Origin of the sequence: Myxococcus faecalis (assembly GCF_050039385.1) — a bacterium.
GTDB lineage: Bacteria > Myxococcota > Myxococcia > Myxococcales > Myxococcaceae > Myxococcus > Myxococcus fulvus.
In genome coordinates this window covers 5227026-5251497 of record NZ_CP144336.1, presented here as the reverse complement: position 1 = coordinate 5251497, position 24472 = coordinate 5227026, and the positions used below count along the sequence as shown (strand labels likewise).

Below are 24472 nucleotides of genomic sequence, written 5' to 3'. Positions count from 1 at the left end.
CGGCATGTTCACCGACTTCTTCATCCGAAGGCCCATCTTCGCCAGCGTGCTGTCCATCCTCATCACGCTCGTCGGGGCCATCACCATCCCCGGCCTGCCGATTGAGCAGTACCCGGACCTGTCGCTGCCCGAGGTCCAGGTGACGGCCAACTACATCGGCGCGTCCGCGGAGACGGTGGAGAGCGCCGTCACCACGGTGCTCGAGCGCCAGCTCAACGGCGTGCAGGGGATGCGCTACATCTCCTCCACCAGCAGCAACACCGGGCAGAGCAGCATCACCGTCACCTTCGAGCAGGACCGGGATTTGGACATCGCCGCGGTGGACGTGCAGAACCGCGTCTCCACCGCGTCGCCGCAATTGCCCGCGGCCGTCAACGCGCTGGGAATCACCGTCAACAAGGCGCAGACGCAGCTGCTCATGGCCTTCGGCCTGTTCGACGCGCAGGACCGCTATGACACGGGCTTCCTGAGCAACTACGCGGACGTGTACATCCGCGACGCCATCCTGCGCGTGAAGGGCGTGGGCGACGTGCGCATCTTCGGCGAGCGGCGCTTGGCCATGCGCCTGTGGCTGGACCCCTCGGAGCTGGCGAGGCGCAAGCTGGGCGCCTCCGACGTCGTCGCGGCCCTGAGCGCGCAGAACGTGCAGGTGGGCGCCGGGCAGGTGGGCCAGGAGCCCGCGCCGCCGGGACAGAACTACCAGTTCACCCTGCGCGTGCAGGGGCAGCTCGCCACCGCGGAGCAGTTCGGCGCCATCGTCGTGCAGCGGGGCCAGGACGGCTCGCTGGTGCGCGTGCGGGACGTGGGCCGGGTGGAGCTGGGCGCGGAGAACTACGCGCAGCTCTTGCGCTTCAACGGCCGCGACGCCGTGGGCCTGGGCATCTTCCAGCTGCCGGGCTCCAACGCGCTGGAGGTGCGCGACGGCGTGGTCCAGGAGCTCGAGCGGCTCAAGCGCAACTTCCCGCCGGGCCTGGAGTACGCGACGGCGTTCGACACCACCGCGGCGGTGGAGGCGTCGATTGAAGAGGTGCTCGTCACGCTGGGCGAGGCGGTGCTCCTGGTCGTGCTGGTCATCTTCATCTTCCTGCACGGCTGGAGGAGCGTGCTGGTGGTGGCCACCACGCTGCCGGTGTCGCTCATCGGCACGTTCATGTTCGTCAGCGCCTTCGGCTTCTCGCTCAACACGCTCACCCTGTTCGGCCTGACGCTGGCGACGGGACTCGTGGTGGACGACGCCATCGTCGTCATCGAGAACGTGGAGCGCACCATGGAGGAGGGCTTCAGCCCACGCGAGGCCACCGAGCGGGGCATGCGCCAGGTGGCCGGCGCCGTGGTGGCCATCGCCCTGGTGCTCTCCGCGGTGTTCGTCCCGGTGTCGTTCTTCCCCGGCACCACCGGCGCCATCTACCGCCAGTTCGCGCTCACCCTCGCCTTCTCCATCAGCCTCTCCGCGCTGGTGGCGCTCACGCTGTCGCCCGCGCTGTGCGCCCGGCTGCTGCGTCCGCACGAGGGCCAGAAGTGGCTGTTCTTCCGCAAGTTCGACCAGGGCCTGGACCGCTTCCGCGACGGCTACGGGCGGCTGCTCCACAAGCTCATCGGCCCGTGGAAGTGGCCGGTCATCATCGTCTTCGCCCTGTGCCTCTTGGGCACCGCGTGGGTGTACCGCGCCACGCCCTCGGGCTTCATCCCGGACGAGGACCAGGGCTACCTCATCATCGCGGTGCAGGGCCCGGAGGGCACCTCGCTGGACTACACGCGGCGGGTGCTGCTGCAGACGGAGGACATCATCCGCAAGCAGCCGGAGGTGACGGGCACCTTCACCGTGGGCGGCTTCTCGCTCCTGGGCACCGGCGCCAACTACGGCACCCTCTTCGTCAACCTGCGCCCGTGGGACGAGAGGAAGAAGCAGGAGGAGAGCGTGGCGGGGCTCGTGGAGCGGCTGCGCGGGCCGCTGCTCGGCATCGGCGGGGCGCGCGTGCTGCCCTTCCAGCCGCCCGCCATCCGCGGCGTGGGCAGCGTGGGCGGCTTCGAGTTCGTGCTCGAGGACCAGCAAGGTGGCCGCTCGCTGCCGGACCTGGCCAGCACCACGGAGAAGCTGGTGGGCAAGGCCAACCAGGCCTCCATCCTGCGCGGCGTGTTCTCGTCGTTCACCGCCAACACGCCGCTGCTCGACATCCAGGTGGACCGCGAGAAGGCGCTGTCCCTGGGCGTGCCGCTGGACGCGTTGTTCGCCACGCTGCAGGTGTACCTGGGCAGCCAGTACGTCAACGACTTCACCTTCGCCAGCCGCGTGTACCGGGTGTACGTGCAGGCGGCCATGCCCTTCCGCAACGAGCCCAAGGACATCGGCGCGCTGTACGTCCGCTCGGCCACCGGGAACATGGTTCCGCTGGAGGCGTTGGTGCGCATCAAGCCCATCACCAGCGCGCAGAACATCCAGCACTACAACCTGTACCGCGCCGCGGAAATCAACGGGCAGGCGGCGCCGGGCGCCAGCAGCGGTCAGGCGCTGGAGGCCATGGAGGCCGCGGCGCGCGACGTGCTGCCGGAGGGCTACACCTTCGAGTGGACGGGGCTTTCGCTGGAGCAGAAGGAGGCGGGCGGGCGCGTGCTGCTCATCTTCGGGCTGGGCATCGTCTTCGTGTTCCTGGTGCTCTCCGCGCAGTACGAGAGCTTCGCGCTACCGTTCGTCATCCTGCTGGGCGTGCCGGTGGCCATGCTGGGGGCGCTCGCGTTCCAGAACGCGCGCGGCCTGCAGAACGACGTGTTCTGCCAGGTGGGGCTGGTCATGCTCGTGGGCCTGGCGAGCAAGAACGCCATCCTCATCGTCGAGTTCGCCGAGCAGCTGCGCCACGAGGGCCGCAGCGTGGTGGACTCCGCGATTGAGTCGGCGCGCACGCGCCTGCGCCCCATCCTGATGACGTCCTTCGCGTTCCTGATGGGCGTGGTGCCGCTGGTGCTCGCGTCGGGCGCGGGCGCCGCGGCGCGCAAGTCGCTGGGCACCACCGTGTTCGGCGGCATGTTGCTGTCCACGTTCGTCAACCTCATCTTCATCCCCGTGCTGTACGCGGTGGTGGAGTCCGCGCGCTCGCGGCTGCTCAAGCGGCACGAGCACGCACGACCTCCAGGCGGAGGCACACCGCCGCCCTCGGAGCCGCCCCGACCGCAGCCCGCCTGATGTCCATGGCGGGGCTGATACGACCCAATATCCCACGCCGGAGGGTTCGCTATCCTCCGTCGATTCATGGCCCGCTCCATGCCCCTCGACGTCCAGCGTCGTCGGCTGTATGCGCTCAAGCGCGCTCCCGCGCTGCGCCACACCAGCAACACCGTCCTCCTCCAACTGCTCGACCTGGCCTGGGACGTCGCCTGGGCGCAGGACACGGTGCTGTGCGAGGAGGGCCAGGAGGCCCACGGCTTCTTCCTGCTGTTGGAGGGAGAGCTGGAGGCCCGCCGCGACGGTGAGCTCCTGTTGACGCTCGGCCCCGGCACGCCGCTGGGGTTCGAGGCGTTGATGGGCGGCCACTACTCCGTCACCGCGCGCGCGGCCACCGCCTGCAAGGGCCTGTTCTTCCCCAGGGACGCGGTGTGGGCGCTCGTCCACGCGCGCGCGGGCCTGAGACAGGACCTCAAGCGCTTGTTGGCGCACGCCGAGCCCCCCCCGCAGCGGGACCCGCTGCCCCACGTGGAGGTCGTCACCTTCTCCAGCGAGGTGACGGGCGCGCCGCTGTCGCGGCTCATCGAGCTGGTGGCCAAGGTCATCACCCACGACTTCAAGGACCGGGTGCTGTTGGTGCGCACCGCGGAGCCGGGCACGTGCGAGCCGGCGCCGGTGAAGGGCGCGGACGGCGTGCTGCGCGGCTGGGTTCCCGCCCCCCAGCGCGGCGCCCCGGGACGGCTGGGCCTGGAGCGCCTGCGCGAATTCGCCCGGGAGGGCGACTTGCACTACGTGTTCCTCGACGGGTGCCAGCTGGCGGAGGGCGCGCTCCTGGTGGACAAGCACGTGGCCCTGGTGTCGCGCCACGAGCCCACGCGCGAGTTCCGCCTGGCGAAAGGCCGGGTGCTGCCCACCGTGCTCATCGACCCGGTGCGCCCGCCCCGGAGCGCCGCGCTGGAGGGGCGGCCCCAGGACAGGCCCGGCGCGGGCACGCACGTGTTGCAGCCGTGCCGGCTGAGGCTGGACGTGGGACGACTGGAGGGGCTGGAGGTGGACGACCGTCCGCTCGCGGCGCTGCGACTGGGCTGCGCGGAGCGGGACGCGCTGTCGCGCTGGGCACGGGCCATCACCCACCGGCGCGTGGGGCTGGCGCTCAGCGGCGGCGGCGTGTGGGGCTTCTACCACGTGCATATCTTGCGCTGGCTGGTGGAGCACCGCGTGCCGGTGGACTTCATCAGCAGCTCGAGCATGGGCTCGCTGGTGGGAGCGTACTTCTGTGGCACGGCGCTGGATGGACACAATGGCCTGTCGGGTCTGCGACGCCTGGAGGAGCAGGCCATGCGCCGTCGGCTGTCGCTGGCGGCCATGGCGGCCGTCGTCACCACGTACTCGCTGGAGCACCTGGTGACCGGGGACCTGGGCGACGTGGGGCTGGAGGAGCTGCCCATCCACTTCCTGCCCGTGGCCACGGACCTGACGCGCGGCGAGTGCATGGCGCTGGAGCGCGGACACGTGGCCCAGGCCGTGCGCGCGAGCGGGTCGGCGCCCGGGATGTGGGCGCCCACGGTGGTGCCTCCCGCACGCTACGTGGACGGGGCCTTCACCAGCATGGTGCCCGCGAACGTCCTGGTGAGCGCGGGAGCGGACCTCGTGTTCTCCAGCAACATCTTCCCCTTCGGCGTGCGCGAGCCGGCGTGGATGCCGCAATCCCGCGCGGGCCGCTTCCTGGCGAATCTCAATCCTGTCTCAAGGGCGCTGGACCTGGTCGCCAGCGGTGTGTTGCTGTTGCATCGCAGCGGCGACGCGGAGAGCTTGATGGCGGACGTGAGTTACGACATCCAGTCAGCGGACACTCCGCTGAGGACGGCGATGGAGTTCACCAAGGCGCGAGACATCCTGGAGCGCGCCGCCACGGACGAAGCCCTGGCGGAGAGGCTCACCGAGCTCAAGGCGCACTGGGAGCAGATGCGCGCGCACTGTGGCCCGAACGGCCGGCACCGCGGAGGCCAGCAGGCCGCATGATTCCCGTGAGAATCCTGGGCACGGCGAGCCTGAGACCGGGCCCCGCCGTGACGACGGCGGAGCTGTGCGCGCGCGTGGGGCGGGACGTGGCCGAGGTGATGCGCAAGACGGGCATCCACACGCGTCACTTCGCGCCGCCGGGCACCCAGGCCGCGGACGTGGCGGCGCAAGCGCTGCGAGGCGCACTGGACGCGGCGGGGCTTCCGGCGCGCGCGCTCAAGCGCATCTTCTGCGTCAGCTCCATGGGCGGCGACGTCACCACGCCGGCCACGGCGAACCGGGTGGCCGCGGCGCTGGGGCTGTCGGGCAGCTGCGACGCCATGGACCTGAGCAACGCGTGCATGGGCTTCCTGAGCGCGTTCGACCTGGCGGCGCGCTCGGTGGCGACGGGGCTGGGGCCGGTGGGCATCGTGTCAGTGGAGCTCTTGTCGCGCACCACGACGCCGGAGGACCCGCGGCCCTACCTGGTGCTGGGGGACGCGGCGGCGGCGGCGGTGCTGGGGACGGGGCGCCCGGACGAGGGCGTGCTGGGCGTGGCGCTGGGCAACGACGGCTCGCTGCCCACGGACGTGGTGCTGGAGAACCCGCATGCGACGGGCCGCCTGGAGCGGATGCGCTTCCTGACACCCAGCAAGGCGATGACGCGGGTGGCGCTGGACGCGCTGGTGCGCGCGACGCGCGAGGTGCTCGACGGGGCGAAGGTGGCCTTGCGCGACGTGGAGTGGGTGCTGACGCACCAGCCCAACGGGCGGATGCTGGACGCGGTGCTGGACGCGATGGGCGTGGAGGCCCGGCGCAGCGTGCGCGTGGTGGACACGCTGGGCAGCGTGGGCTCGGCGTCCCTGCCCACGTGCCTGGACGTGCTGTGGCGCACGAAGCGGGTGAAGCCAAAGGACCGCGTGCTGCTGGTGGGCGTGGGCGCGGGCGTCGCGCACGGCGCGGTGCTGTACCAGGTGGGGGGATGAGACGCGCCGGGGGTCTGCCCCTCGCCACGTGGCTGGGCTTCTTCAAGCTCCTCCAGCGCTACCACCGCTACGAGGTGGTGAACCTGGAGCCGCTGCTCCGGCCCGGCGCGAAGCTCATCGTCGGCTACCACGGGCGGCCCCTGGCGGTGGACCTGTGCATGCTGACGGTGACGCTGCACGAGCGCCTGGGCTACCTGCCGCACGGCGTGGCGCACGGTGCGTTCGACCGCATCCCCGGCATGCGCGCGGTGGCGGACGGGCTGGGCTTCGTCACCGGCGATGACGCGCGGCTCGCCCAGGCGGTGGCCCGGGGCGAGCATGTGCTGCTGCAACCGGGTGGCACACGCGAGGGGTGCCGCAGCTTCCGCCACCGCTACCGGGTGAGCTGGGGCGAGCGGCTGGGCTATCTGCGGTTGGCGGTGCGCTACCGGCTGCCCATCGTCCCCGTGGGTGGCAGCGGCATGGATGACGCATTCCTGGGGCTCAACGACGGCTATGCGCTGGGGCGGCGCGTGGGGATGCCCGCGCGGCTGCCGTTGTGGCTGGGGGTGGGGGCGACGGGCGTGTGGCCCTTGTCGCTGCCCTTCCCCGTGAAGATGACGCAGTGGGTGGGCGAGCCGCTCACGCGTCACCTGGCGCCGGACTTCGACGCGGGTGACCGCGCGTCGATGTTGCAGGCGCACGGGGAAGTGGCGGGCGCCGTGCAGGCGCTGTTGGACCGGGCACGCGGCCGGAGCCCCGCGCGAGTGGCAGGGAAGGCAGTGGTGAGATGAAGGACTCGGAAGGGGAGCCCCCCGATACGCAGGGGCGACGCTGGGCGCTCATCCTGGGGGTCTCCTCGGGCACGGGCGCGGCGATTGCCCACGCGGTGGCGAAGAAGCCCGGGCTGGATGTCTTCGGGGTGCACCGGGGGCGCTACGCGGACAACGCGGCGCAGGTGGAGCGGCAGGTGCGGGAGGCGGGCCGGCGCGCGCGGCTGTGGCAGGCGGACGCGTCCACGCCCGAGGCGGCGGAGGCGGGCGTCCTGGCCCTGCGGGAGGTGGCGGGGCCGCGCTCGGTGAAGCTCTTCGTCCACTCGATTGCGGGCGCCTCGGTGGGGCGCTTCCTGTCCGAGGGCGAGGACCGGCTGCACACGCGGCGCATCCGCCGGACGTTCGACACCATGGCGCACTCGTTCGTGTACTGGACGCAGGCGCTGGTGGCCGCGGACATGCTGGCGCCGGGCGCGCGGCTGCTCGGCCTGCAGAACTCCCTGGACGAGACACACCTGTCGAACACGGGGCTCATCAGCGCGTCGAAGGCGGCGCTGGAGATGTACGTGCGCTACCTGGCGCTGGAGCTGGGCGCGAAGGGCCACCGGGTGAACCTGCTCAAGTTCGGCACGGTGCTCACGCCCGCGCTCAAGCACGTGTACTCACCCGAGGCGCTGGCCCGGCTGGAGGAGGCCCACGCGCGGATGAACCCCGCGGGGCGCATGTGCACGGTGGAGGAGGTGGCGGACTTCGTCAGCGTGCTCGTGGGCGACGAGGCGGGCTGGTTCAACGGCGCCACCATCGACTACAGCGGCGGCATGACGCTGCGGCTGCTCGATTTGGTGCTCAACCCGTGACGGGCGCGGCGACGGGCTCGGGCATCCGGAAGCGCAGGCAGTAGAAGAACGGCGACACCTGCTCCTCGAGCACGTCCTCGGCGCGCGAGGGCAACAGCTCCCGGGGGCAGTGCGCGTCGCGCGTGTAGAACGTGATGGCCCGGAAGGCGGCGCGCTGGAAGAGCGAGAGGCGGCGGCCCGCGTCCAGCTGCTCGTCCACCACCACCACGGGCGTGCCCGGCTTCGCCACGCGGCCAAGCTCCCGCAGGCCCGCGGCCGGGTCGCGGTAGTTGCCGATGCCGCCCACGCTCAGCACGCGGTCGAACAGGCCCGCGCGGAACGGCAGCGTGTGTCCGTCCGCCATCAAGAGCCGCACGCCCGGGTAGCGCCCCTTGCGCAGGCGCTGCTGGCAGCGGCCCAGCATCCCCTCGCTCAGGTCCACGCCCCACACCTCCACCTCCTGGCCGGTGACGAGCTCGCGGCGGATGAGCGGCAGGTTCGCCCCCGCGCCCACGCCCACCTCCAGGATGCGCAGCGGCGTCCCGTCCGCGTGCGGCCGGAGCGCGCCCAGCTCCAAGCGCCGCAGGTAGCCCGCGCGCATCTTCGACTCGGAGACGGACTGGAAGAGCGGCGTGAGCACCGTCGTCAGCGGGTCATGCAGCGCGGGCAGCCCGTCGTAGATGACGCGCATCAGCCGGTCCGTGCCGCGCACCGCGTCCTCGCGATACAGCCGCGCCAGGCCCCGCTTCACCGGCCACGGCTCGCCGCAGCCACCGCAGCGAAGCCAGCCCCACGCCAGGCGCCCTTCCTCCTCCTGGCCGTGGAACACCAGCGTCCCGCCGCAGTCCGGACACGTCACCAGCGGGACATCCCCTGCCTTCAATCCACTAGACACCCGAGCCTCGTAGCACCTTCGCCCGCGCCACGTCGTCCCGCGTGCCCATCTGTTCGAAGCGCTCCAGTGCCCGTGTCAGGTGGGGCCCACGCGACGGATCCTCCGAGGGGAGGTGTCGCGCCAGCTCCAGTCGCGCCCGGGCCTCCTCGTACGCCGTGCCCTTCGCCATGGCCAAGGCCACACAGTCGCGCCACGCCGCGTGGGCGCGCGGCGCATCGCCGGACAGCCACGCCTCACAGCCGCGCCACAGCTTCGCCGCGGGCTCGGCGAAGGAGAACACCCGGGCGAAGCCCTCCACCGCGCGGCACGCCTCGCGAGCGCCCCGCACCAGGGACGTGTCCTTGCCGCCGTCGCGCTCCCACAGCGTGAGCAGCACCTCCGCCACCGCGGTGACGCCGAAGTAGACGAAGTGCGCCACCGACTTGCCCGCGGTGAGCTTGGCGAGCGCCTTCTCCGCCGCCGCGCGCGCGCCCGCCACGTCGCCCTCGCGCAGCCGCACCAGCGCCAGCGTGCCGTCCAGGATGATGCGGTCCGTGAGGCCGCCCTGCGCCTCCGTCCACACCACCGTCTGCTCCAGCGCCGCGCGGGCCTTCAGGTGGTCCCCCAGCCGCAGGTGGATGTGGGCCTGGTAGTGCAGCGCCCAGTGCTGCGTCTGGAGCGCCCCGCGCCGACGCGCCGAGTTCTCCAGCCAGTCCATCAGCGGCAGCCCCCGCTGGAACTTGCCCTGGTAGCACCCCACCACGGTGTAGAGCGCGCGGCACTCCTCCGCCAGCCGCAGGTCCCCCACCGAGTCGACGATGCCCGTGGCGCGCTCCAGCCACGCCTCCACCTCCGCCCAGCGCGCCATGTACGTCGCGTACACGGCGTTGCGGCACAGCACGTAGGCCAGGTCCGCGGGGCTGCCCACGCGCTCGGCCACCTCGCGCGCGCGGCCCACCCACGCCTCGGCCACCGGCCGCACCGGCACCGCGCCCGCCACCACCGCCATGTTGGTGTAGCCGCGCGCCAGCTCCGGGGACGCGCCCGCGGGCTCGCACAGGTTCAGCATGCGCAGGCCCGACCAGAGCACCGGCAGCGCCTCCTGCCCGTAGATGAACGCATCGGTGAGCCGCATGAGCAGCCGCCCCGCCACGCGCCGCACGCGCCGCCGCTCCTCGGACTCCACGCCCTGCGCGTCCGGCCGGGCGCTCTGCACCAGCCGCACCCCCATCTGCATCAGCGTGCCCACCGCCCAGCCCACGCGCGTCGTCGGCACCGGCCAGCCGAAGTGCCTGAGCGCCCGCTCCGCGTGGCCGCGGAACGCCTCCAGCTCGCCCAGCTGGAAGCGCGCCTCGGCGAGCAGCGCCTCCAGGTGGCCCAGCCGCAGCGCGTCCTTCGGGGACACCCGCTCCAGCGCGCGAGCGAGGAACGGCAGCGCCTCCCGGCACGCGCCCACCCGCAGGGCCTCCTCGCCGGCCTTCTGCGCGTACTCCACCTCGCGCGCGAAGTCGCCCGCCTCGCCCCAGTGGTAGCAGAGCGCCGCCGTGCGCGCGGAGCCCTCGCCGTACGCCGCCTCCATCGCCTCCGCGACGCGGCGGTGCAGCAGGGGACGCTCCGCGGCGGCCAGCTCCTCCAGCACGCCCTCGCGCAGCTTGTCGTGCGCGAACCTCCAGTGCCCGTCCGCCACGTCCAGCACCGCCGCCCCCGCGCAGTAGGACAGCCACCGCTCCACGTCCACGCCGGGCGCCGCGTGCCGCAGCAGCGTCACGTCCACCTGCCGTCCGACGATGGCCGCCACGCGCAGCAGGTCCCTCGAGCTGGCCGACACCTTCTCCAGCCGACGACGCACCAGCCGCCGCACGCCACCGGCGAAGACACGCTCGGGCAGCGGCATGTCGCCCAGCCGGTCCAGCCCGCCCGCCTCCTCCGCCAGCGCCCGCGCCACCTCGACCAGGAAGAACGGGTTGCCCTCCGTCTCGCGGCGCAAGAGCTCCACCAGGTGGGGCCGCGCGCCGGCCGGGCCAATCATCGACTCGCTGAGGACCGCTATCTCCCCCGCGTCCAGCCGGGGCAGGCGCAGCACGTCCAGCGCGGGCAGCTGGGCGGGCAGGCCCGGGGCCTCGTCGTCGCGGAAGCTGCCCAGCAGCAGCAATGGCAACCCGGTGGCGCGCGCCGCCAGCCGGGACAACAGCAGCAGCGATTCCCCGTGGGCCCAGTGCAGGTCCTCCAGGAGCACCACCGTGGGCTGCGTCAGCCGGGCGAAGATGTCCTCCACGACCTGCAGCAGGCGCGCCTGCGCCATCTCCGCGCCCAGGTCCGCAGGGTCCGGCACCGGCCGCCCCAGCACCGCATCCAAATCAGGCACCAGCGGCTTGAGGACGCTCGCCTCGCGGTCATCCAGCGGCGTGAGGATGGACAGCCACCGCAGCACCGGCCGCCACTCCTGGTACGGACTGCCGCCCGCCGCCACCGCCTGGCCGCGCAGCACCACCGCGCCGCGCACCAGCGCCAGGGGCCGCAGCTCGTCGAGCAGGCGCGACTTGCCCACGCCGCTCTCCCCGCCCACCAGGAGCCCGCCCCCGCGCCCCAGCAGCGCCTGGTCCAGCACGGACGACAGGAGCGACAGCTCGCGCGCGCGGCCCACGTAGCGCGCGGCCTGCAGGAAGCTCTCGCGCGTGGTGACGGACTCGGCGGGCAGCGGCCGGCGCGTCGCGGCGCACAGCGCGGCAATCACCTCGTCCGCGCTCCGGGGCCGCTGGCGCGCGTCCTTCGACACCATGCGCTCGAGCACCGCGTGCAGCGCTTCGGGGAAGTCCGCGGGCGCGGGCGGCGCCCTCCCGTCGAAGGGCAGCCGCCCGAAAATCATCTGGCACGCCATGGCGCCCACGCTGAAGAGGTCCGTCACCTCCGAGGGCGGCTCGTCCTCGAACAGCTCCGGCGCCAGGTAGCCCGGCGTGCCGCCCGGCTGCGCGCGGTGCACCTGCTCGCGCCCCACCGCGAGCCCGAAGTCGAGCACCTTCACCTGGCCGCGCGCCACCAGCACGTTGGCGGGCTTCAGGTCCCGGTGGATGATGCCCCGGCGGTGCAGGTACGCGAGCGCCTGGAGCGTCTGCACCAAGAGCTCCACCTGCACGTCGAGCGGCTGGTGGGCGCCGGCCTTCACCAGGTGCCGCGCGTCCTCCAGCAGGTCCATGGCCAGGTACGGCCGGTTCTCGGCGTCGAAGCCGTAGTCCAGCACGCTGATGACATGCGGGTGGCGCACCGAGGCGAGCGTCTGGAACTCGTGCGCCAGGGACAGCGCCAGCTCGTGCCGGGCCGCCGAGGACGGGGTGTTCTCACCCGGCGGCAGCCGCACCAGGTCCTCCACCGTCTTGTGCAGCCGCTTGATGGCGACCGGGCCCGTCAGCAGGTCCTGCGCGCGCCACACCGTGCCCGCGCCGCCCCGCCCCAGGAACTCCATGATGCGGTAGCGGCCGCCCACGACCTCGCCGTCGCCGGACAGGCGCGCGGGTTCCTCGGAACGAGGCTGTGGCGCATCGAGTGGGATGTAACGCATGTGCGGGGGGCCGCCCGCCGGCGATGATAACGAAGTTTCAGGGAATCCGGGGGGTTGGTTTCCTTACAGTGATACACGGGTTGTTACACACCCGGCACCCTCCGGACTTCCCGTTGCCCCCTGGGGCAGGAGGCCCACCCACCGGGAGTATCAGCCGCCCATGAGGCTGGCCAGGCTGCGGCCGCCCTGGACGGCGCCGAAGATGAGGGCGCCGAAGTAGATGATGGTGCCCAGGGTCATGCCGTGGCCCGCCAGGATGGCGTAGCCGTCGCGCTGCAGGATGCCGATGGCGAAGAACAGCGCGGCCAGCGCGGGCAGGGTGTTGCTGAAGGGCACGAAGCCGAAGGGCATCATCAGCAGCACGCCGGCGACGAAGAGCATGAACCCGTTGAAGCGGTTGGTGCTGGCGCCGTGGGTGAGCGCGAGCAGGCGCGGCTTGCTCAGCCGGTCCACCCTGGTGAACACGTCCGCGCCCTTCTCCAGCGCGGGCTGCAGCGACGCGCGCGACAGCATCTTCTCCTGCAGCTTGCGCGGCAGCCACGGCACCCGGTTGAGCGTCACGCCCACGCCGATGAGCACGATGAGCGCGCCGAACACGGTGGAGACGCCCGGGATGGACACGGGCAGCAGGAAGGGGAAGGTCAGGATGCAGCAGAAGAGCAGCAGGCCCTGCTCGCCGCACGCCTGCATCAGCTCGCGCACCGTGAGCGACTCGGGCAGTCGCGCCGCCAGGGCGCGCAGCGTGGTGGAGAGCTGGACCTGGGTGTCGGAGAACCGGGCGGAGGACGAAGGGGGCATCGTGGACATGGACGCCGCTCCCCTATCACGCCCCGGCGGGGGACGCTCAGCTCCAGGCGATGTCGTACACCGCTTCCTCGCCCTGCCGACGGACCACCTGCACGGAGGGGTGGCGAGCGCCGCTGGCCTCCAGGCCCGCCAGGAACAGGCCCACGTAGAAGCCCGCCACCACGACGGGGCGGCAGGTGAGCGCGTAGTGCCCGGGCCCTCGGGGCTCCAGCGTGGCCTCCAGGTAGTTGGTGCCCGTGCGCAGGTTGCGCGTCATGCGCGCCAGCATGCGTTCAGGGCCCAACAGGCGCACGGTGGTGAGCAGCGCCCCGCCGATGAGCGTCCCGCTGAAGCCCTCCACGAAGCGGCGGCCGACGACGGCGGCGCCCTCCTCCAGGGGCAGGTGGGGGGCGAGCGTGTCAGCGGCGACCTTGAGCGCGCCCAGCCACACCTCCAGGGGATAGGCGGGGGCGAGCTTGCCCTGGGTGTCGACGCCCACCTGCTTGAGCCGTCCGACGCAGCGCTCGTCGAGCTGGTCTCCCAGCGCGCGGATGAGTCCTTCGAAGCTCTGGGGGAAGACGAGCGGCTCGCGGGTGTCCAAGGCGGGCGGCATGCTAGCCAGCCGACAGCGCGCGCCGCATCCGACAGGTTGCCGGGGTCCTGGGTGGGTGGAGACATCCTCTGGTGAACATTTGTCTCGTCCCCCGGGGTGAAGCGCGGGCCGCGAGTGCCTAGCTGGGAGGGGCATGCGGTGGTGGATGGCGTGGGTGGTGGTGGCGGCGGTGTCCGTGACGGGGTGTCCCATCGCGTGCACGAAGGAGCGGCCGCGGGTGTTCCAGCTCAAGGGCGAGGTGGGCTCGCGCGGGCCGGACTTCGCGGTGGCGCTCTACCAGACGGTGGGCGTGCGCATGGCGCCGGGCAACCACCTGACGTGGACGAACAACGGGGACGTGTTCGACGTCATGGTGGAGGAGGTTCGCCGGGCGAAGGTCTCCATGAACCTGGTGATGTTCATCTGGCGGCCGGGGCGGGCCTCGGACCGGATGGTGGAGGCGATGGCCGAGCGCGCCCGCGCGGGCGTGGCGTGTCGGGTGATGGTGGACCCGTTCGGCAGCGCGGGGTTCGAGGCGGAGGTGAAGCCGAGGCTGGAGGCGGCGGGATGTCGGGCGCACCTGTTCCGCCCGCTGCCCGCGGACGAGAACCTGGCGCGCAACCACCGCAAGGTGCTGGTGGTCGACGGGCGGGTGGGCGTCACCGGGGGACTGGCCATCCAGGACGAGTGGCTGGGCAACGGCCTGAGTGAGCGCGAGTACCGCGACACGAACGCGCGCGTGACGGGCCCGGTGGTGGAGCAGCTGCAGCAGGCGTTCGCGGAGAACTGGCAGGAGACGACAGGGGAGCTGTTGCCGCCGGAGGACTTCCCCACGCTGGCCTTGCCGGTGCCGGGGCTGGATGGCGCGGGTGAGGGCTGGGCGGCGTTCGTGGGGAGCACGGCGAACCCGGAGGTGACGCGGGCGGAGCGGCTGACGCAGTTGCTGGTGCGCGCGGCGACGAAGCGGCTGTGGATTGCGCAGTCGTACTTCACGCCGAACGGGCCGCTGTCGGAGCTGTTGCAGGAGCGGGCGCGCGCGGGCGTGGACGTGCGGGTGCTGGCGCCGGGGGACATCAACGACCAGAAGTTCGTCACGGTGGCGCAGCGGGCGACGTACGACGCGCTGTTGAAGGCGGGGGTGCGCGTCTGGGAGTACCAGCCGTCGATGATGCACGCGAAGACGATGTTGGTGGATGACCGGTTGGTGTTGGTGGGGTCCATCAACTACGACCCGCTGTCGTTCAACGTCCTGGAGGAGGGCTCGCTGGTGTTGGAGGACCTGGACGCGGCGAGGCAGATGGAGGCGTTCTTCCTGGAGGACCTGTCGCGCGCGCGGGAGGTGGGGGACACGGGGCAGGTGTCTCGCTGAGCACGGTGGAGCGCCGTGGGGCTGGGCAGGAGGGGGCCGGTGTGCTGAAAGAGCGGGCCTCTTCCCCTCTTGTCTGTCGGAGTCCGCGCGCCATGACCGAGCCCTCCCGTCTTCTGTTCGTCGCTGGCGCCACGGGGGCCACGGGGCGCAACGTGGTGAAGCAGGCGCTGGAGCGGGACGTGCCGTTGATCGCTCACGTGCGTCCGAAGAGCGCCCAGACGGAGCCGGCGAAGAGCTGGCCGCGCAAGGCGCTGGTGGAGCTGGCGCGCGGGGACGAGCTGGCGGAGGCGATGAAGGGGAGCACGACGGTGCTCCAGCTCATCGGGACGATGCGCAAGCGCTTCGGGTCCGGGGACACGTACGAGACGAGCGACATCGGCACGACGCGGCACCTGGTGGAGGCGGCCCGGCGCGTGGGCGTGGACCACATCGTGTTGCTGAGCTCGGTGGGCGCGGGCCGGCCGGTGGGCGCGTATCTGAAGGCGAAGGCCGAGGCGGAGCGGCTGGTGCGCGAGAGTGGAATCCCGTGGACGGTGGTGCGTCCGCCCGCGTTCGAGGGCGAGTACCACCACCCGCCCGCCATCCTGCGCACGCTGGCGAAGCTGAAGCCGCTGCGCGGGCTGCGCCCGATTCACCTGGACCAGCTCGCCGCCGTGCTGCTGCGTGTAGCGGAGCGGCGAGCACCGCTGGGCGCGGTGCTCGAGGGTGACAGCCTTTGGAGCGAGGTGGCGGCGACCGGGCGGTGAGGCCCGGCCGCGCCACTTCACGCCCTGCTCGAGGCGACGTGCCTTCATTCTGCGCGGTCGCTTCGCCGAGATATGCCCCTCGACGAACGAAGGCCCGAGCGGAGGAAGTCCGCCCGGGCCTCGATGAGGAACGATGAGTCCAGCGGAGTGCCTCGGGTGGAGCCGGGCACTCCGGTGAAGCTCACACCGCTTTCTCGTCCACGAACTCGCCCAGCAGCCGCAGGTTGAACTGCTTCTCCAGCGGCTGCAGCGCCTCGGCCGTCACGTCTCCGGGCGTGTAGGTCAGGTTCAACCAGATGACCGGCAGCTCGCCTCCGGACACCTTCAGGATGGCCTTCGGGTCGAGCAGCTCATCCTCCAGCTCCTCCACCTTGTGGAACGCCTTCGCCTTGAAGCGCAGGCTCTTGCGCTGTTGCAGCAGGGGGTCGAGCGCCTGCTTGAGCGCCACGAGCCGCTCGTAGTCGTCCTTCCTCGTGCCCGCGCGATAGGGCGTCACATACTCGCGACATGCCAGCGCCATGACTTAGCTGTCCTCTCCGTTGAGCACGCGGATGATCAACTCGCGTGTGCTCTCACCTTCCCGTGGATTCACGACCTTCAGCCGCCCTTCGCTGTCGAAGATCTTAATCGATTGCCCGGGCACGCGGGTGTCCTGAAGCGCGGGGGCGTCATCCCCGATAACGAGCGGCACGTTGAATTCCAGGTGGCTGATGTTCCCCGAGTCCGGCAGCCCGGAGCTCGGCAGCCTCAGCGTCGGACGGCCGTCATCACTCCCGATGGACGGGACCTGCTCCTCGAACCCAAGCTCCTCCCGCATCCAGGCGACCCGGAACTGCAGGTCCTTGTCGGGGTGCGCCTTGCTGACATCCTCCAGGACCTTCTGCAGGCCCTTGGCGAAGCCCCCCCCCATGTAGGCATCGACGAAGGCGAAGCGCGTCTCGCCGTTGGCGATCTTCTGCTCCAGCTCCGCGCGGATCTTGTCGTAGGGCTGGGTCCCCTTGGCCTTCTGGATGGTCGTCGTCTTGTCCGCCAGCCCCGGGTCACCGTGCGTCAGCACGTCGCCGAGGAAGGCGCCGCCGCGCTCCACGACAATCATCGAGTCGGGGTTGAAGGCGTTCAGGTTGTCGCGGATGGCGGTGACCTGCGCCTGGTTGGCGGCCAGGTTCGAGTCCGAGACATACGTCTGGTAGATGCCCGCCTTGCCGTTCACCTCGCGGAAGTCCCGGAGGACCTCGGCGCGCTGCTCGGGGGTGCGGTCCGCGGGGTTCGCGTCCTGGCTCATGGGGCCCGCGGCCTGGGAGAGTCGCTCACGCATCCGCGTCATCTCCGTGGTGAGCTGGTCGGGCGTGTAGCGCCGCGTGGACAGGCGCTCGAGCGCGACCTGCTGCTCACCCGGAGTCATCGACGTGAAGAACTCGCGGAACTTCGGGTCCTGGGTGAACTGCTCACGCAGCTCCGGCGGATAGAGCCGGGGGGGCGTGTTCTCCAGGGCCGCGCGAATCCGCTCCTCGGGGGGCTTGGAGGTGTCGTCCTTCATGGCCACGTAGCCACGGCCCGAGGTCAACGAATCCACCTGCGCCGCGTGCTCGGTGAGCTGACGCTCGGCGCTGGCGATGCGCTGCTCCAGGTCCTTGAGCTGCGCGGCCGTCGCGGGCGTGGACTTCCCCGTCGCGCCGTTGACCGCCTGATTGAGCTGCGCCTGCGTGGCCTCCAGGCTCTTGAGGATGCCGTTGAGCTTCTGCACCTCCAGCCGCGACTCGAAGCCCTGCGTGCCGTACCCCGGCATGCCGGTGATGGCCTGCTTCACCTTGTCGACGAGCTGGCGCACCTTGCCGAGAGTGCCCTCGTAGCGCTGGAGGACGCGCGCGGTCTCCATGTGCGCCTGGATGTCCTCCTTCGTCGCGTCCGGGCCCGCCTCGATGTGCACCTTGCCGTTGTCGTAGCGGACCTGCGTCGTGCGCCCGTTGAGCTCGGGGTTGCGCACCACGGGCACGGGCGGACGGCCCGTGTTGTCCGTGCCCACCTCGGGCTGCGTGGGGCGCGTGTTCTCCGGGCCGTTCGTGCGCGGCACCGGGATGAGCTGGCCCGTCGCGGGATTCACGCGGAACTCGGTGGGCCGGTTCTCCACGCGGTTCTGCGGAGGACGGCCCGCCTGCTCCGGGTTCGTGGTCGTGCCCGGACGCGTGTCCGTCGTCGTCCCCGGGCGCGAGTCCGTCCCCGTCGTGGTCCCCGGCTTGGAGTCCGTGCCCGTCGTCGAGCCCGGCTTGTTCGAGCCGTTGGTGCCGTCACTGCCGTTGCTCCCGTTGGAGCCGTTCGACCCATCGGAGCCGTTGGTGCCATTGCGCCGACGACCGCCCAGGCTCACCGTGGTGCCGCCGTTGCCGCTGCCGCCCTCGGCCGTGACGTCGCGGTGGCGCGCGTTGACCTCGAAGTCCACGACACCCAGCTTCGCGCCCACCCCCAGCTCGCGGTCCTTGAACGAGCCCGTGGTGAACTGCGCGTCGACCTTCACACCCTCGAACGCGTTGTCGAAGTTGCCGTTGACCAGGTTCTTGGTGATGGTCTGCACCTCCTCGCCGCTCAGGCCGCTGACCTCGGCGGTGAAGAAGCGGCCCTCGGGGCCCGCGTCCACCGAGCCCTCGATGGAGAGGCTCGTCTCCGCCGGCCCCGCGAACGCCGCCGTCGCCGGGCTCGCGATGAACGCCAGCATGTCCTTGGCGTCCACCTTGCTCGCATCCAGCGGAATCGACGTCTCCATGCTCACGGAGCCCGTCACTTCGCCGCCGATGTTGATGCCCGCCTTGCCCTTCAGGCCGCCCGCGATGCTCGCCGCGCCGGAGCCCTCGATTTCAATCGAGCGCACCAGGTTCGTCGGCTTGCCCTTGTCGAACTCCACCCGGTAGCTCGTCGTCGCGCCGATGCTCGCCGACAGCTCCGCGCTCGCGGGACCGAACTTGCCGCCCAGGCCCGCCTCCGCCTCGGCGCCGATGTTCACCTCCATCGCCGACAGGTGGTCGAGCATGAACTTGTGGTCTTCACCGCCCGACGCGAGCGCCGCGGGTCCCTTGCCCAGGATGACCGCCGCCTTCGCCGCCTCCTCCGGCGTGTCGAACTTCATCTCCACGCGGCCACCCGCGGACACCGACGCCGAGCCCACCAGGCCCACGCCGACATCCCCCGTCACCTCCGCGGACAGCTGGTACTTCCCGTCGGCGGTCTTCTCGACCTCGACCTCGCCGTCGATGCCGGCCTTGAGGCCGACCTTCACGTCGAGGTTGCCGCTCAGCGTGATGGTATCGCCCGGGCTGTTGAGCTTCTTGATCTCGTCCGCCACCGCGCCCTCGATGGGGGCGGTGATCTGGTCGATGGCCATGTCGATGGGCTTGAGGACGACGTCCTTCGCGAAGCCCAGCGCATCCTTGGCGAAGTCTCCGGCCATCCCGGCCAGGTCCCCGAGTCCCTCGGTGACGAAGTCCTTCGCGTCCTCGTACCAGGGGAGCTGACGCTCCTTGTCCAGCTCCTTCGGCTCCTGGTCCTTCTTCACCTGGCCGTTGGCATCGACATCGAAGCCGACGTGGTCGTACTTCCAGCGGTTGTCACCCGCCTCCTGGAGGCTCTTCACCTCCGTCGGCTGGTGCTTCATCTGCAACTGCCCGTTCGCATCCACCGTGCCCGAGGACTGCGAGACGGTCTGTGTGCGATTGGCGTGGCCCTCGTCGAAGCGCGAGCCGTCCGGGTCATACCCCGTCACGGTGGTCTTGCTGGTGACGTTGCCCGGCGTCTTCTGCGACACGGCCGGCAGCGAGTCCGTCAGCACCGCGTCCTTCGGGCCGCGCGTCACCTCCTGCTGATTGCGCACCACCTGCACGCCATTGCCGTTCTTGTCGGAGGACAGCGGCTGCGTGGCCACCGACTCGGTCTTCTGCGTGGAGACCGCCGGCTCGCCCTTGGCGTTGTACTTCGTCTCCTCCGTCACCGTGAGGCTCGACTCCCCCGGCTTCAGCGACGTCGGCGAGTTGTTCGTCTTGTGGTGGTCCTCACCCTTCGACGCGTCGTTCAGCGCCTTGTTCTGCGCCGCCTCAAAGCCGTTCACCGCGTCGGCGTTGAAGCCCGGAGTCTTGATCTCCGTCTTCTTCACCTGCTTGGTCGGGATGCCCCACTCGTTGTAGTCCGTCTGCGTCGTCTGCGTCGCGGGGCCCTTCGGCGTCCCGGGACGGTTCGCCAGCGACGCCGGCGGCTTCTCCATCCGAATTTCTTCCGTGCGGCTCTGAATCTTCGGCGACGACTTCGACACGTCGTACTTCGTCATCGACGACGTGGTGGTGGCACCGGTCTCCGGGTGTTGCTGCGTCTGGCTCTTCTTCGACTCCAGCCCCGTCGTCTTCCCCTGCGCGTCCGACGTCTTCGTCCACGTCGTCTCGCCGGTGGCCCCTTCCTTCCCCTTCTCCTTCGCCGTCACCGTGGACGTGTAGCTGCCGTCCTTCTTCACCGTGACGGTGTTCCCGCTCTTCGCGTCCGACAGCGTCGTGTCGCCCGTCAGCGCGTTCTTCTTCACGTCGTACGTCGCGCCTGACGACGGGTCCTTGTACTTCTCCCCGTCCTTCAGCTTCGTCGCGTCCTGCAAATCCTTCGCGTCCAGCGCATCCAGCGACTCCGGCGGCTTCTCCCCCTCCACCGGCTTCACCGAGTTCTCCGGCGGTGGCGCCGTCGTCCCCAGCAGCTTCTCCAGCTCCCCCTTCCTCGCCGTCCCGTCGAACGCCGACACCAGCTCGTTCTTCTTCGGCTTGACGCTCTCGATGTCCTTCTGGCTGTACGGCTGCGGCTTCTTCTCCTTCACCGCCTCCGTATTCGCCTTCCCCATCGCCTCCTCGGCCTTCTTCGCCGACAAGGCCACCTGCTCCTCCGCCGCCTGCAGCTTCTTCGCCGCCGCGGCCGCCTTCTCATCCGCCGCCTTCTTCGCCTTCTCGGCCGCGGCGGCGTCCGCCTGCGTCTTCTTCGCGTCCTCCGGCTTCTGGCCCGGCTTCTCCGCTGCCTTCTTCGCCGCCTCCGCCGTCTTCTTCGCCTCCGCCTGCTGCTTGCGCGCGGCCTCCGCCGCCTTGCGTGCCGCCTCCGCCGCCTTGCGTGCCGCCTCCGCCGCCTTGCGTGCCGCTTCTGCTGCCCTACGGGCTTCTTCCGCCGCTCTGCGTGCCGCCTCTGCCGCCCTGCGTTGTGCCTCGGCCGCCGCGGCCGCGCTCGAAGACCCTGCTCCACCCGTAGGTGCCAGACTCATGGCGCTCCCCTTTTCCTTCTGAATCGACACCTCATTATCGGAAGGAGGGAAAAAACGTTCACTCCCCGGATGCGCGGCGTTCCGATCATTGCCGGGCGATGACTATCAGGCTTCAGCGCCAGACGTCCCACACGCCTGGCCCTCGGTCTGACAGCCTCCCATCAAGGACTTACAGCGACATGCCACGGCGACCGGCAGTGCGCGCCTCCAGCCCGCAAGGGATTGATTGAGGCCCCGCATATGTAGACACCGTCGAAAGACAGCCTCATCGGAACCGTTGGGGCCCCTCCATGACCATTGCCAACAAGGCCAGAACGAGCGAACGAGCGTGAAGTCCTGAACGAATGAACGGCCGCTCAGCGCATCGACGCCCTCTCACGGTGCGGTCAGCCACGGCGTCCCATCGAAGCCCAGCCCACGGGGCCACGCCGATGACCCGTCACCCGGCCCTTCGCGGGGAGGTCCGCCGTCGCCCCACGACGCGGAGGCGCGGCGGTCGAGCCGAGCCCGAAGCGGGTCGTCACGCCCACGGCACCGAGCCCTCGACGCCGTCGCGCCCCCCTTGCACGTGGCGAATGACACAAGGCATCTGCCAGCGCGCGGCATGAGAGGGATTGTCGCGTGGAGGGCCGCGCCAGGAGCCTCGTCGATGCGAGCACCGCGTCCACGCAAGCCGGCCCGACACGAGCACGGACGCCCCAAGGGCCACCGGTGAACACAGCCAGGGTCACCCGGTGGCGGATGGCGGCGGCGTGTGGGTGGGGACGCGGTAGCCTGGGACCGTTCTCATTCCCCTGCCGAGACACACCATGCTCCGTCTCCTCGTCTCCGCCCTCCTCGCGCTGTCCCTCACCGCCTGCTCGGACGACCCCGACCCCACACCCACGCCGGATGCCGGCTCGGACGCGGGAACACCCGATGGCTCGGACTCCGGAACCGACGCGGGGACGGACGCGGGCTCGGGTGACGGCGGCCCCACGCCCCAGCCGGACGCGGGCCCGGGGACCTCTGGCGGTTCGGGGAAGCTGCCCTGTGAGCGCACCGGTTCGGTGACGAGCAACAGCCAGACGTATCCGTACTGCGTCACGCAGGTGGCGGGCGCGGAGCTGAAGATCATCGAGCCTCGGGTGGGCATCGTCCCCGCGCCGATGCGTCTGGCCGTCTACCTGCACGGCGATGGGGCCCGGGCGCACACGGGGGACACCGCGCCGCGCCTCCAGGCGCCGTGGGCCTACGACAACGACACGCTCTATGTCTCCGTGCTGGCGCCGAACAAGTGCGCGTGGTGGACCAAGCCCTCGGTGACCAACTGCGCCGTCGAGGGGACGGAGGCCGACCGCGACCTCGCGGGTGACAACGCGGCCACGCTGGTGGAGGTGCTCGATGCCCTGCGCAAGGGCTGGAACATCATCAACGAGCCCATCCTCTTCGGCGGCTCCTCGGGTGGCTCGGTGTTCCTCACCGCGAGCTTCCTGCCCAGGTACGGCGACCGCTACCGGGGCGTGTACGCGCTGGGCTGCGGCGGCGAGGCGCCCTGGGGCGGCAAGATGAACTGGGACAGCACGCGCCCCGAGCTGCGCGGCTCCACGCGACTGGTCTACGCCTACGGTGACAAGGACGAGTACCTCACCGACATCCAGGCCAGCCTCACCGCGTTCCGCGGCTACGCCTTCCCGCTGGAGGAGAAGGTCGTGGCCGGTGCGACCCACTGCGCCTTCGACCACATCGGCGGCGTGAAGGACATCTGGGCGGCGGAGCTCGAGGGGAAGTAGCCCGGCGTCACGCGGGAACGCACCTGCGTCGGGCTTGAACGCGAGAGCCCCCGGAGGCGTGTCGACTCACGACGCGCCCCCGGCCCCCGCGCGTGGCCCCCGGGTTGCACCGGCACGCCCCCACGATGCGCGTCGACACCAGCTGCGACACCGCGAACTTCATCCTCGACGGTGACAAGTTCTTCCTCGAGCTGCACCGGCACATCCGCCGCGCGGAGCTGGACGGCAAGGGCGCCACCATCCGCCTGGCGTACTGGAAGGCGGACCCGTCACTCACGCTGCCCGCGGTGGACGGAGCGCCGCAGCGCACGCTCGCGCAGGCGCTCTCCTCGGCCGCGAAGGCGGGGGTGAAGGTCCAGGTCATCCTGTGGAACGGCTGGAAGTCCGAGTGCTTCGTGCCGCATCACCACTTCTGGCGCGAGGACTGGACCGCGTGGCTGGACAAGTGGAAGCACCTGCTCACGGAGTGGAAGTTCCCCGACGGGAGCCTGGAGTTCAAATACCACTCGTACGCGGGCACCACGCTGCACCCCTTCACCAGCCTCCACATCAAGATTGCCCTGTTCAAGACCTCCGGCAGCGAGGACCTGCTCCTGGGCGGGATGAACCTGGGCGAGGACTACAAGTCCGCCACGACGCATGACGCGGCCAATCACTGGCACGACGCGGCCGTGCACCTGAAGGGAGACATCCACCGCGTCGTGGGGCACTACTGGTCGGAGCTGTGGGCGGGCAAGACGCCACCCGCCGCGCCCCTCACTCCGGACAGGAGCGGCGGCGACAAGGCCGTGACGTTCGTGACGACGGACATCCAGGGCAAGAAGGCCGAGCGGGACATCCGCAAGGAGCTGGTGGGCCACATCCAGAAGGCGAAGGAGTTCGTCTACATGGAGAACCAGGCCCTGACGGACCCGGGCATCATCGACGCGCTGGTCGCCGCCGCGGCGCGCGGGGTGCGCATCATCCTGATGGTCCCACACCCGAAGGAGACGGTGCTCGGGGACTACAGCGGGTACGCGTACGTGATGAACTTCGCCTTCCGCGCCATCGCGATGGCGGGGATGACCAGCTTCACCTCGAAGAGCGCCGGCAAGGTGAAGGCCAGCGACCTCAAGGACTGCAGCCTGCGCTACGAGGGGTGGATTCTCAGCGGCCGCTCGCTGCTGCTGCCGCCGTCACCCCAGGTCCAGAAACTGGGCTGCCTGGAGAACGACACGTACATCACGGATTTGGAGAAGCGGCTGCATTCGGGGGACGACTCGCTGATGCAGTCGTGGAAGCACCCCAACCTGCCGTTCCGTCCGGCGTCGCAGTTCATGAACCGGGGCGTCCACTGGAAGCTGAAGACGGCCTGGCTGGGGACGTGGGAGTACCTGGAGAACATCACGGCCATCGAGTCGGAGTCGTTCAGCATGTACTCACCGCTGCTCAACGGCGCGAAGGGGAAGTCGCCGTATGTGCACTCGAAGGTGGCCATCGTCGACGACAAGCTGGCCTTCATCGGGAGCAGCAACTGGACCTACCGCAGCATGCAGTTCGACGCCGAGGTGAGCGCCGTCATCCAGGACGGAGCGTTCGTGAAGGCGATGCGGGAGGAAATCTTCGAGCACTGGGGCATGCCCAAGAACGTCAGCCAGTGGCGCGCGGCGGCGGAGCAGAACGTGGGCAAGACGGACGGCAAGGTGAACATCGTCCCGCTCACGCTGGCGGACCTGCAGGTCAGCTACACCAGCCTCACCGCGTGGGGCTCGTGGGCGGCGGGGAACATGATTTGAG

15 protein-coding genes are annotated in these 24472 nt (G+C 70.7%); 9 read left to right on the top strand and 6 right to left on the bottom strand.

All coding sequences use genetic code 11. The features are described 5' to 3' along the window. Positions 1-4: 4 nt before the first annotated feature. The 5 genes from VZQ01_RS21040 (at position 5) to VZQ01_RS21020 (ending at position 7753) form a co-directional block, all read left to right on the top strand. Positions 5-3178, top strand: a complete 3174-nt coding sequence (locus tag VZQ01_RS21040) for an efflux RND transporter permease subunit (RefSeq protein WP_223785888.1) — start codon at positions 5-7, stop codon at positions 3176-3178. 78 nt (positions 3179-3256) lie between these two features. Next, positions 3257-5179, top strand: a complete 1923-nt coding sequence (locus VZQ01_RS21035) for a patatin-like phospholipase family protein (RefSeq protein ID WP_426748805.1) — start codon at positions 3257-3259, stop codon at positions 5177-5179. Continuing rightward, the gene (locus VZQ01_RS21030) at positions 5176-6144 is read left to right on the top strand and encodes a 3-oxoacyl-ACP synthase III family protein (protein ID WP_426748804.1); all 969 of its coding nucleotides are present in this window, start codon (positions 5176-5178) and stop codon (positions 6142-6144) included. The genes VZQ01_RS21035 and VZQ01_RS21030 overlap by 4 nt, the downstream gene beginning before the upstream one ends. After that, the gene (locus tag VZQ01_RS21025) at positions 6141-6917 is read left to right on the top strand and encodes a lysophospholipid acyltransferase family protein (RefSeq protein ID WP_223750872.1); all 777 of its coding nucleotides are present in this window, start codon (positions 6141-6143) and stop codon (positions 6915-6917) included. Before VZQ01_RS21030 ends, VZQ01_RS21025 begins: the two co-directional genes overlap by 4 nt. Next, positions 6914-7753 (top strand): SDR family NAD(P)-dependent oxidoreductase, encoded by an 840-nt coding sequence (locus tag VZQ01_RS21020; protein ID WP_223750871.1) that lies wholly within the window; start codon positions 6914-6916, stop codon positions 7751-7753. Before VZQ01_RS21025 ends, VZQ01_RS21020 begins: the two co-directional genes overlap by 4 nt. On the opposite strand, the gene VZQ01_RS21015 is transcribed toward VZQ01_RS21020, so the two are convergent. The 4 genes from VZQ01_RS21015 to VZQ01_RS21000 all read right to left on the bottom strand — a co-directional run bounded on the left by VZQ01_RS21015 (position 7743) and on the right by VZQ01_RS21000 (position 13561). After that, the gene (locus tag VZQ01_RS21015; protein WP_426748803.1) at positions 7743-8627 is read right to left on the bottom strand and encodes a class I SAM-dependent methyltransferase; all 885 of its coding nucleotides are present in this window, start codon (positions 8625-8627) and stop codon (positions 7743-7745) included. The two genes, VZQ01_RS21020 and VZQ01_RS21015, sit on opposite strands and share 11 nt — an antisense overlap. Continuing rightward, positions 8620-12162: a protein kinase domain-containing protein gene (locus VZQ01_RS21010; protein WP_426748802.1), complete on the bottom strand. Its 3543-nt coding sequence runs from the start codon at positions 12160-12162 to the stop codon at positions 8620-8622. Before VZQ01_RS21010 ends, VZQ01_RS21015 begins: the two co-directional genes overlap by 8 nt. A gap of 150 nt (positions 12163-12312) precedes the next feature. Then, positions 12313-12969, bottom strand: a complete 657-nt coding sequence (locus VZQ01_RS21005) for an exopolysaccharide biosynthesis protein (protein WP_223750868.1) — start codon at positions 12967-12969, stop codon at positions 12313-12315. A 37-nt stretch (positions 12970-13006) separates the two neighbouring features. Further along, positions 13007-13561 (bottom strand): DUF2378 family protein, encoded by a 555-nt coding sequence (locus VZQ01_RS21000; protein ID WP_223750867.1) that lies wholly within the window; start codon positions 13559-13561, stop codon positions 13007-13009. Positions 13562-13694: 133 nt separating this feature from the next. Here VZQ01_RS21000 and VZQ01_RS20995 point away from each other — a divergent pair, with 133 nt between their 5' ends. Together VZQ01_RS20995 and VZQ01_RS20990 are read left to right on the top strand one after the other, a co-directional pair. Further along, positions 13695-14909, top strand: coding sequence for a phospholipase D-like domain-containing protein (locus VZQ01_RS20995; protein ID WP_426748801.1), 1215 nt, complete (start codon positions 13695-13697; stop codon positions 14907-14909). Between the two features lie 92 nt (positions 14910-15001). After that, the gene (locus VZQ01_RS20990; RefSeq protein WP_223785881.1) at positions 15002-15655 is read left to right on the top strand and encodes an SDR family oxidoreductase; all 654 of its coding nucleotides are present in this window, start codon (positions 15002-15004) and stop codon (positions 15653-15655) included. Between the two features lie 181 nt (positions 15656-15836). On the opposite strand, the gene VZQ01_RS20985 is transcribed toward VZQ01_RS20990, so the two are convergent. After that, a complete protein-coding gene (locus VZQ01_RS20985) occupies positions 15837-16175 on the bottom strand; it encodes a hypothetical protein (RefSeq protein ID WP_223785880.1) in 339 nt (112 codons plus the stop codon). 3 nt (positions 16176-16178) lie between these two features. Further along, positions 16179-20924, bottom strand: coding sequence for a YdeI/OmpD-associated family protein (locus VZQ01_RS20980; RefSeq protein ID WP_426748800.1), 4746 nt, complete (start codon positions 20922-20924; stop codon positions 16179-16181). Between the two features lie 809 nt (positions 20925-21733). Between VZQ01_RS20980 and VZQ01_RS20975 the strand changes: the two genes are divergently transcribed. Then, positions 21734-22696 carry an alpha/beta hydrolase gene (locus tag VZQ01_RS20975; protein WP_408888659.1) on the top strand — a complete coding sequence of 321 codons (963 nt, stop codon included), beginning with the start codon at positions 21734-21736 and terminating at the stop codon, positions 22694-22696. Between the two features lie 125 nt (positions 22697-22821). Further along, complete coding sequence (locus tag VZQ01_RS20970) at positions 22822-24471, top strand: phospholipase D-like domain-containing protein (RefSeq protein WP_141329133.1); 1650 nt, start codon at positions 22822-22824, stop codon at positions 24469-24471. Position 24472 lies beyond the last annotated feature (1 nt).

Excerpts from the sequence above, each read along its gene's own strand:
- VZQ01_RS21000 (WP_223750867.1), bottom strand. The coding sequence starts at position 13,561 with ATGCCGCCCGCCTTGGACACCCGCGAGCCGCTCGTCTTCCCCCAGAGC.
- VZQ01_RS21020 (WP_223750871.1), top strand. The coding sequence starts at position 6,914 with ATGAAGGACTCGGAAGGGGAGCCCCCCGATACGCAGGGGCGACGCTGG.
- VZQ01_RS20980 (WP_426748800.1), bottom strand. The coding sequence starts at position 20,924 with ATGAGTCTGGCACCTACGGGTGGAGCAGGGTCTTCGAGCGCGGCCGCG.
- VZQ01_RS20995 (WP_426748801.1), top strand. The coding sequence starts at position 13,695 with ATGCGGTGGTGGATGGCGTGGGTGGTGGTGGCGGCGGTGTCCGTGACG.
- VZQ01_RS20985 (WP_223785880.1), bottom strand. The coding sequence starts at position 16,175 with ATGGCGCTGGCATGTCGCGAGTATGTGACGCCCTATCGCGCGGGCACG.
- VZQ01_RS21040 (WP_223785888.1), top strand. The coding sequence starts at position 5 with ATGTTCACCGACTTCTTCATCCGAAGGCCCATCTTCGCCAGCGTGCTG.
- VZQ01_RS20990 (WP_223785881.1), top strand. The coding sequence starts at position 15,002 with ATGACCGAGCCCTCCCGTCTTCTGTTCGTCGCTGGCGCCACGGGGGCC.
- VZQ01_RS20975 (WP_408888659.1), top strand. The coding sequence starts at position 21,734 with ATGCTCCGTCTCCTCGTCTCCGCCCTCCTCGCGCTGTCCCTCACCGCC.
- VZQ01_RS21005 (WP_223750868.1), bottom strand. The coding sequence starts at position 12,969 with ATGTCCACGATGCCCCCTTCGTCCTCCGCCCGGTTCTCCGACACCCAG.
- VZQ01_RS21035 (WP_426748805.1), top strand. The coding sequence starts at position 3,257 with ATGCCCCTCGACGTCCAGCGTCGTCGGCTGTATGCGCTCAAGCGCGCT.
- VZQ01_RS21030 (WP_426748804.1), top strand. The coding sequence starts at position 5,176 with ATGATTCCCGTGAGAATCCTGGGCACGGCGAGCCTGAGACCGGGCCCC.
- VZQ01_RS21025 (WP_223750872.1), top strand. The coding sequence starts at position 6,141 with ATGAGACGCGCCGGGGGTCTGCCCCTCGCCACGTGGCTGGGCTTCTTC.
- VZQ01_RS20970 (WP_141329133.1), top strand. The coding sequence starts at position 22,822 with ATGCGCGTCGACACCAGCTGCGACACCGCGAACTTCATCCTCGACGGT.
- VZQ01_RS21010 (WP_426748802.1), bottom strand. The coding sequence starts at position 12,162 with ATGCGTTACATCCCACTCGATGCGCCACAGCCTCGTTCCGAGGAACCC.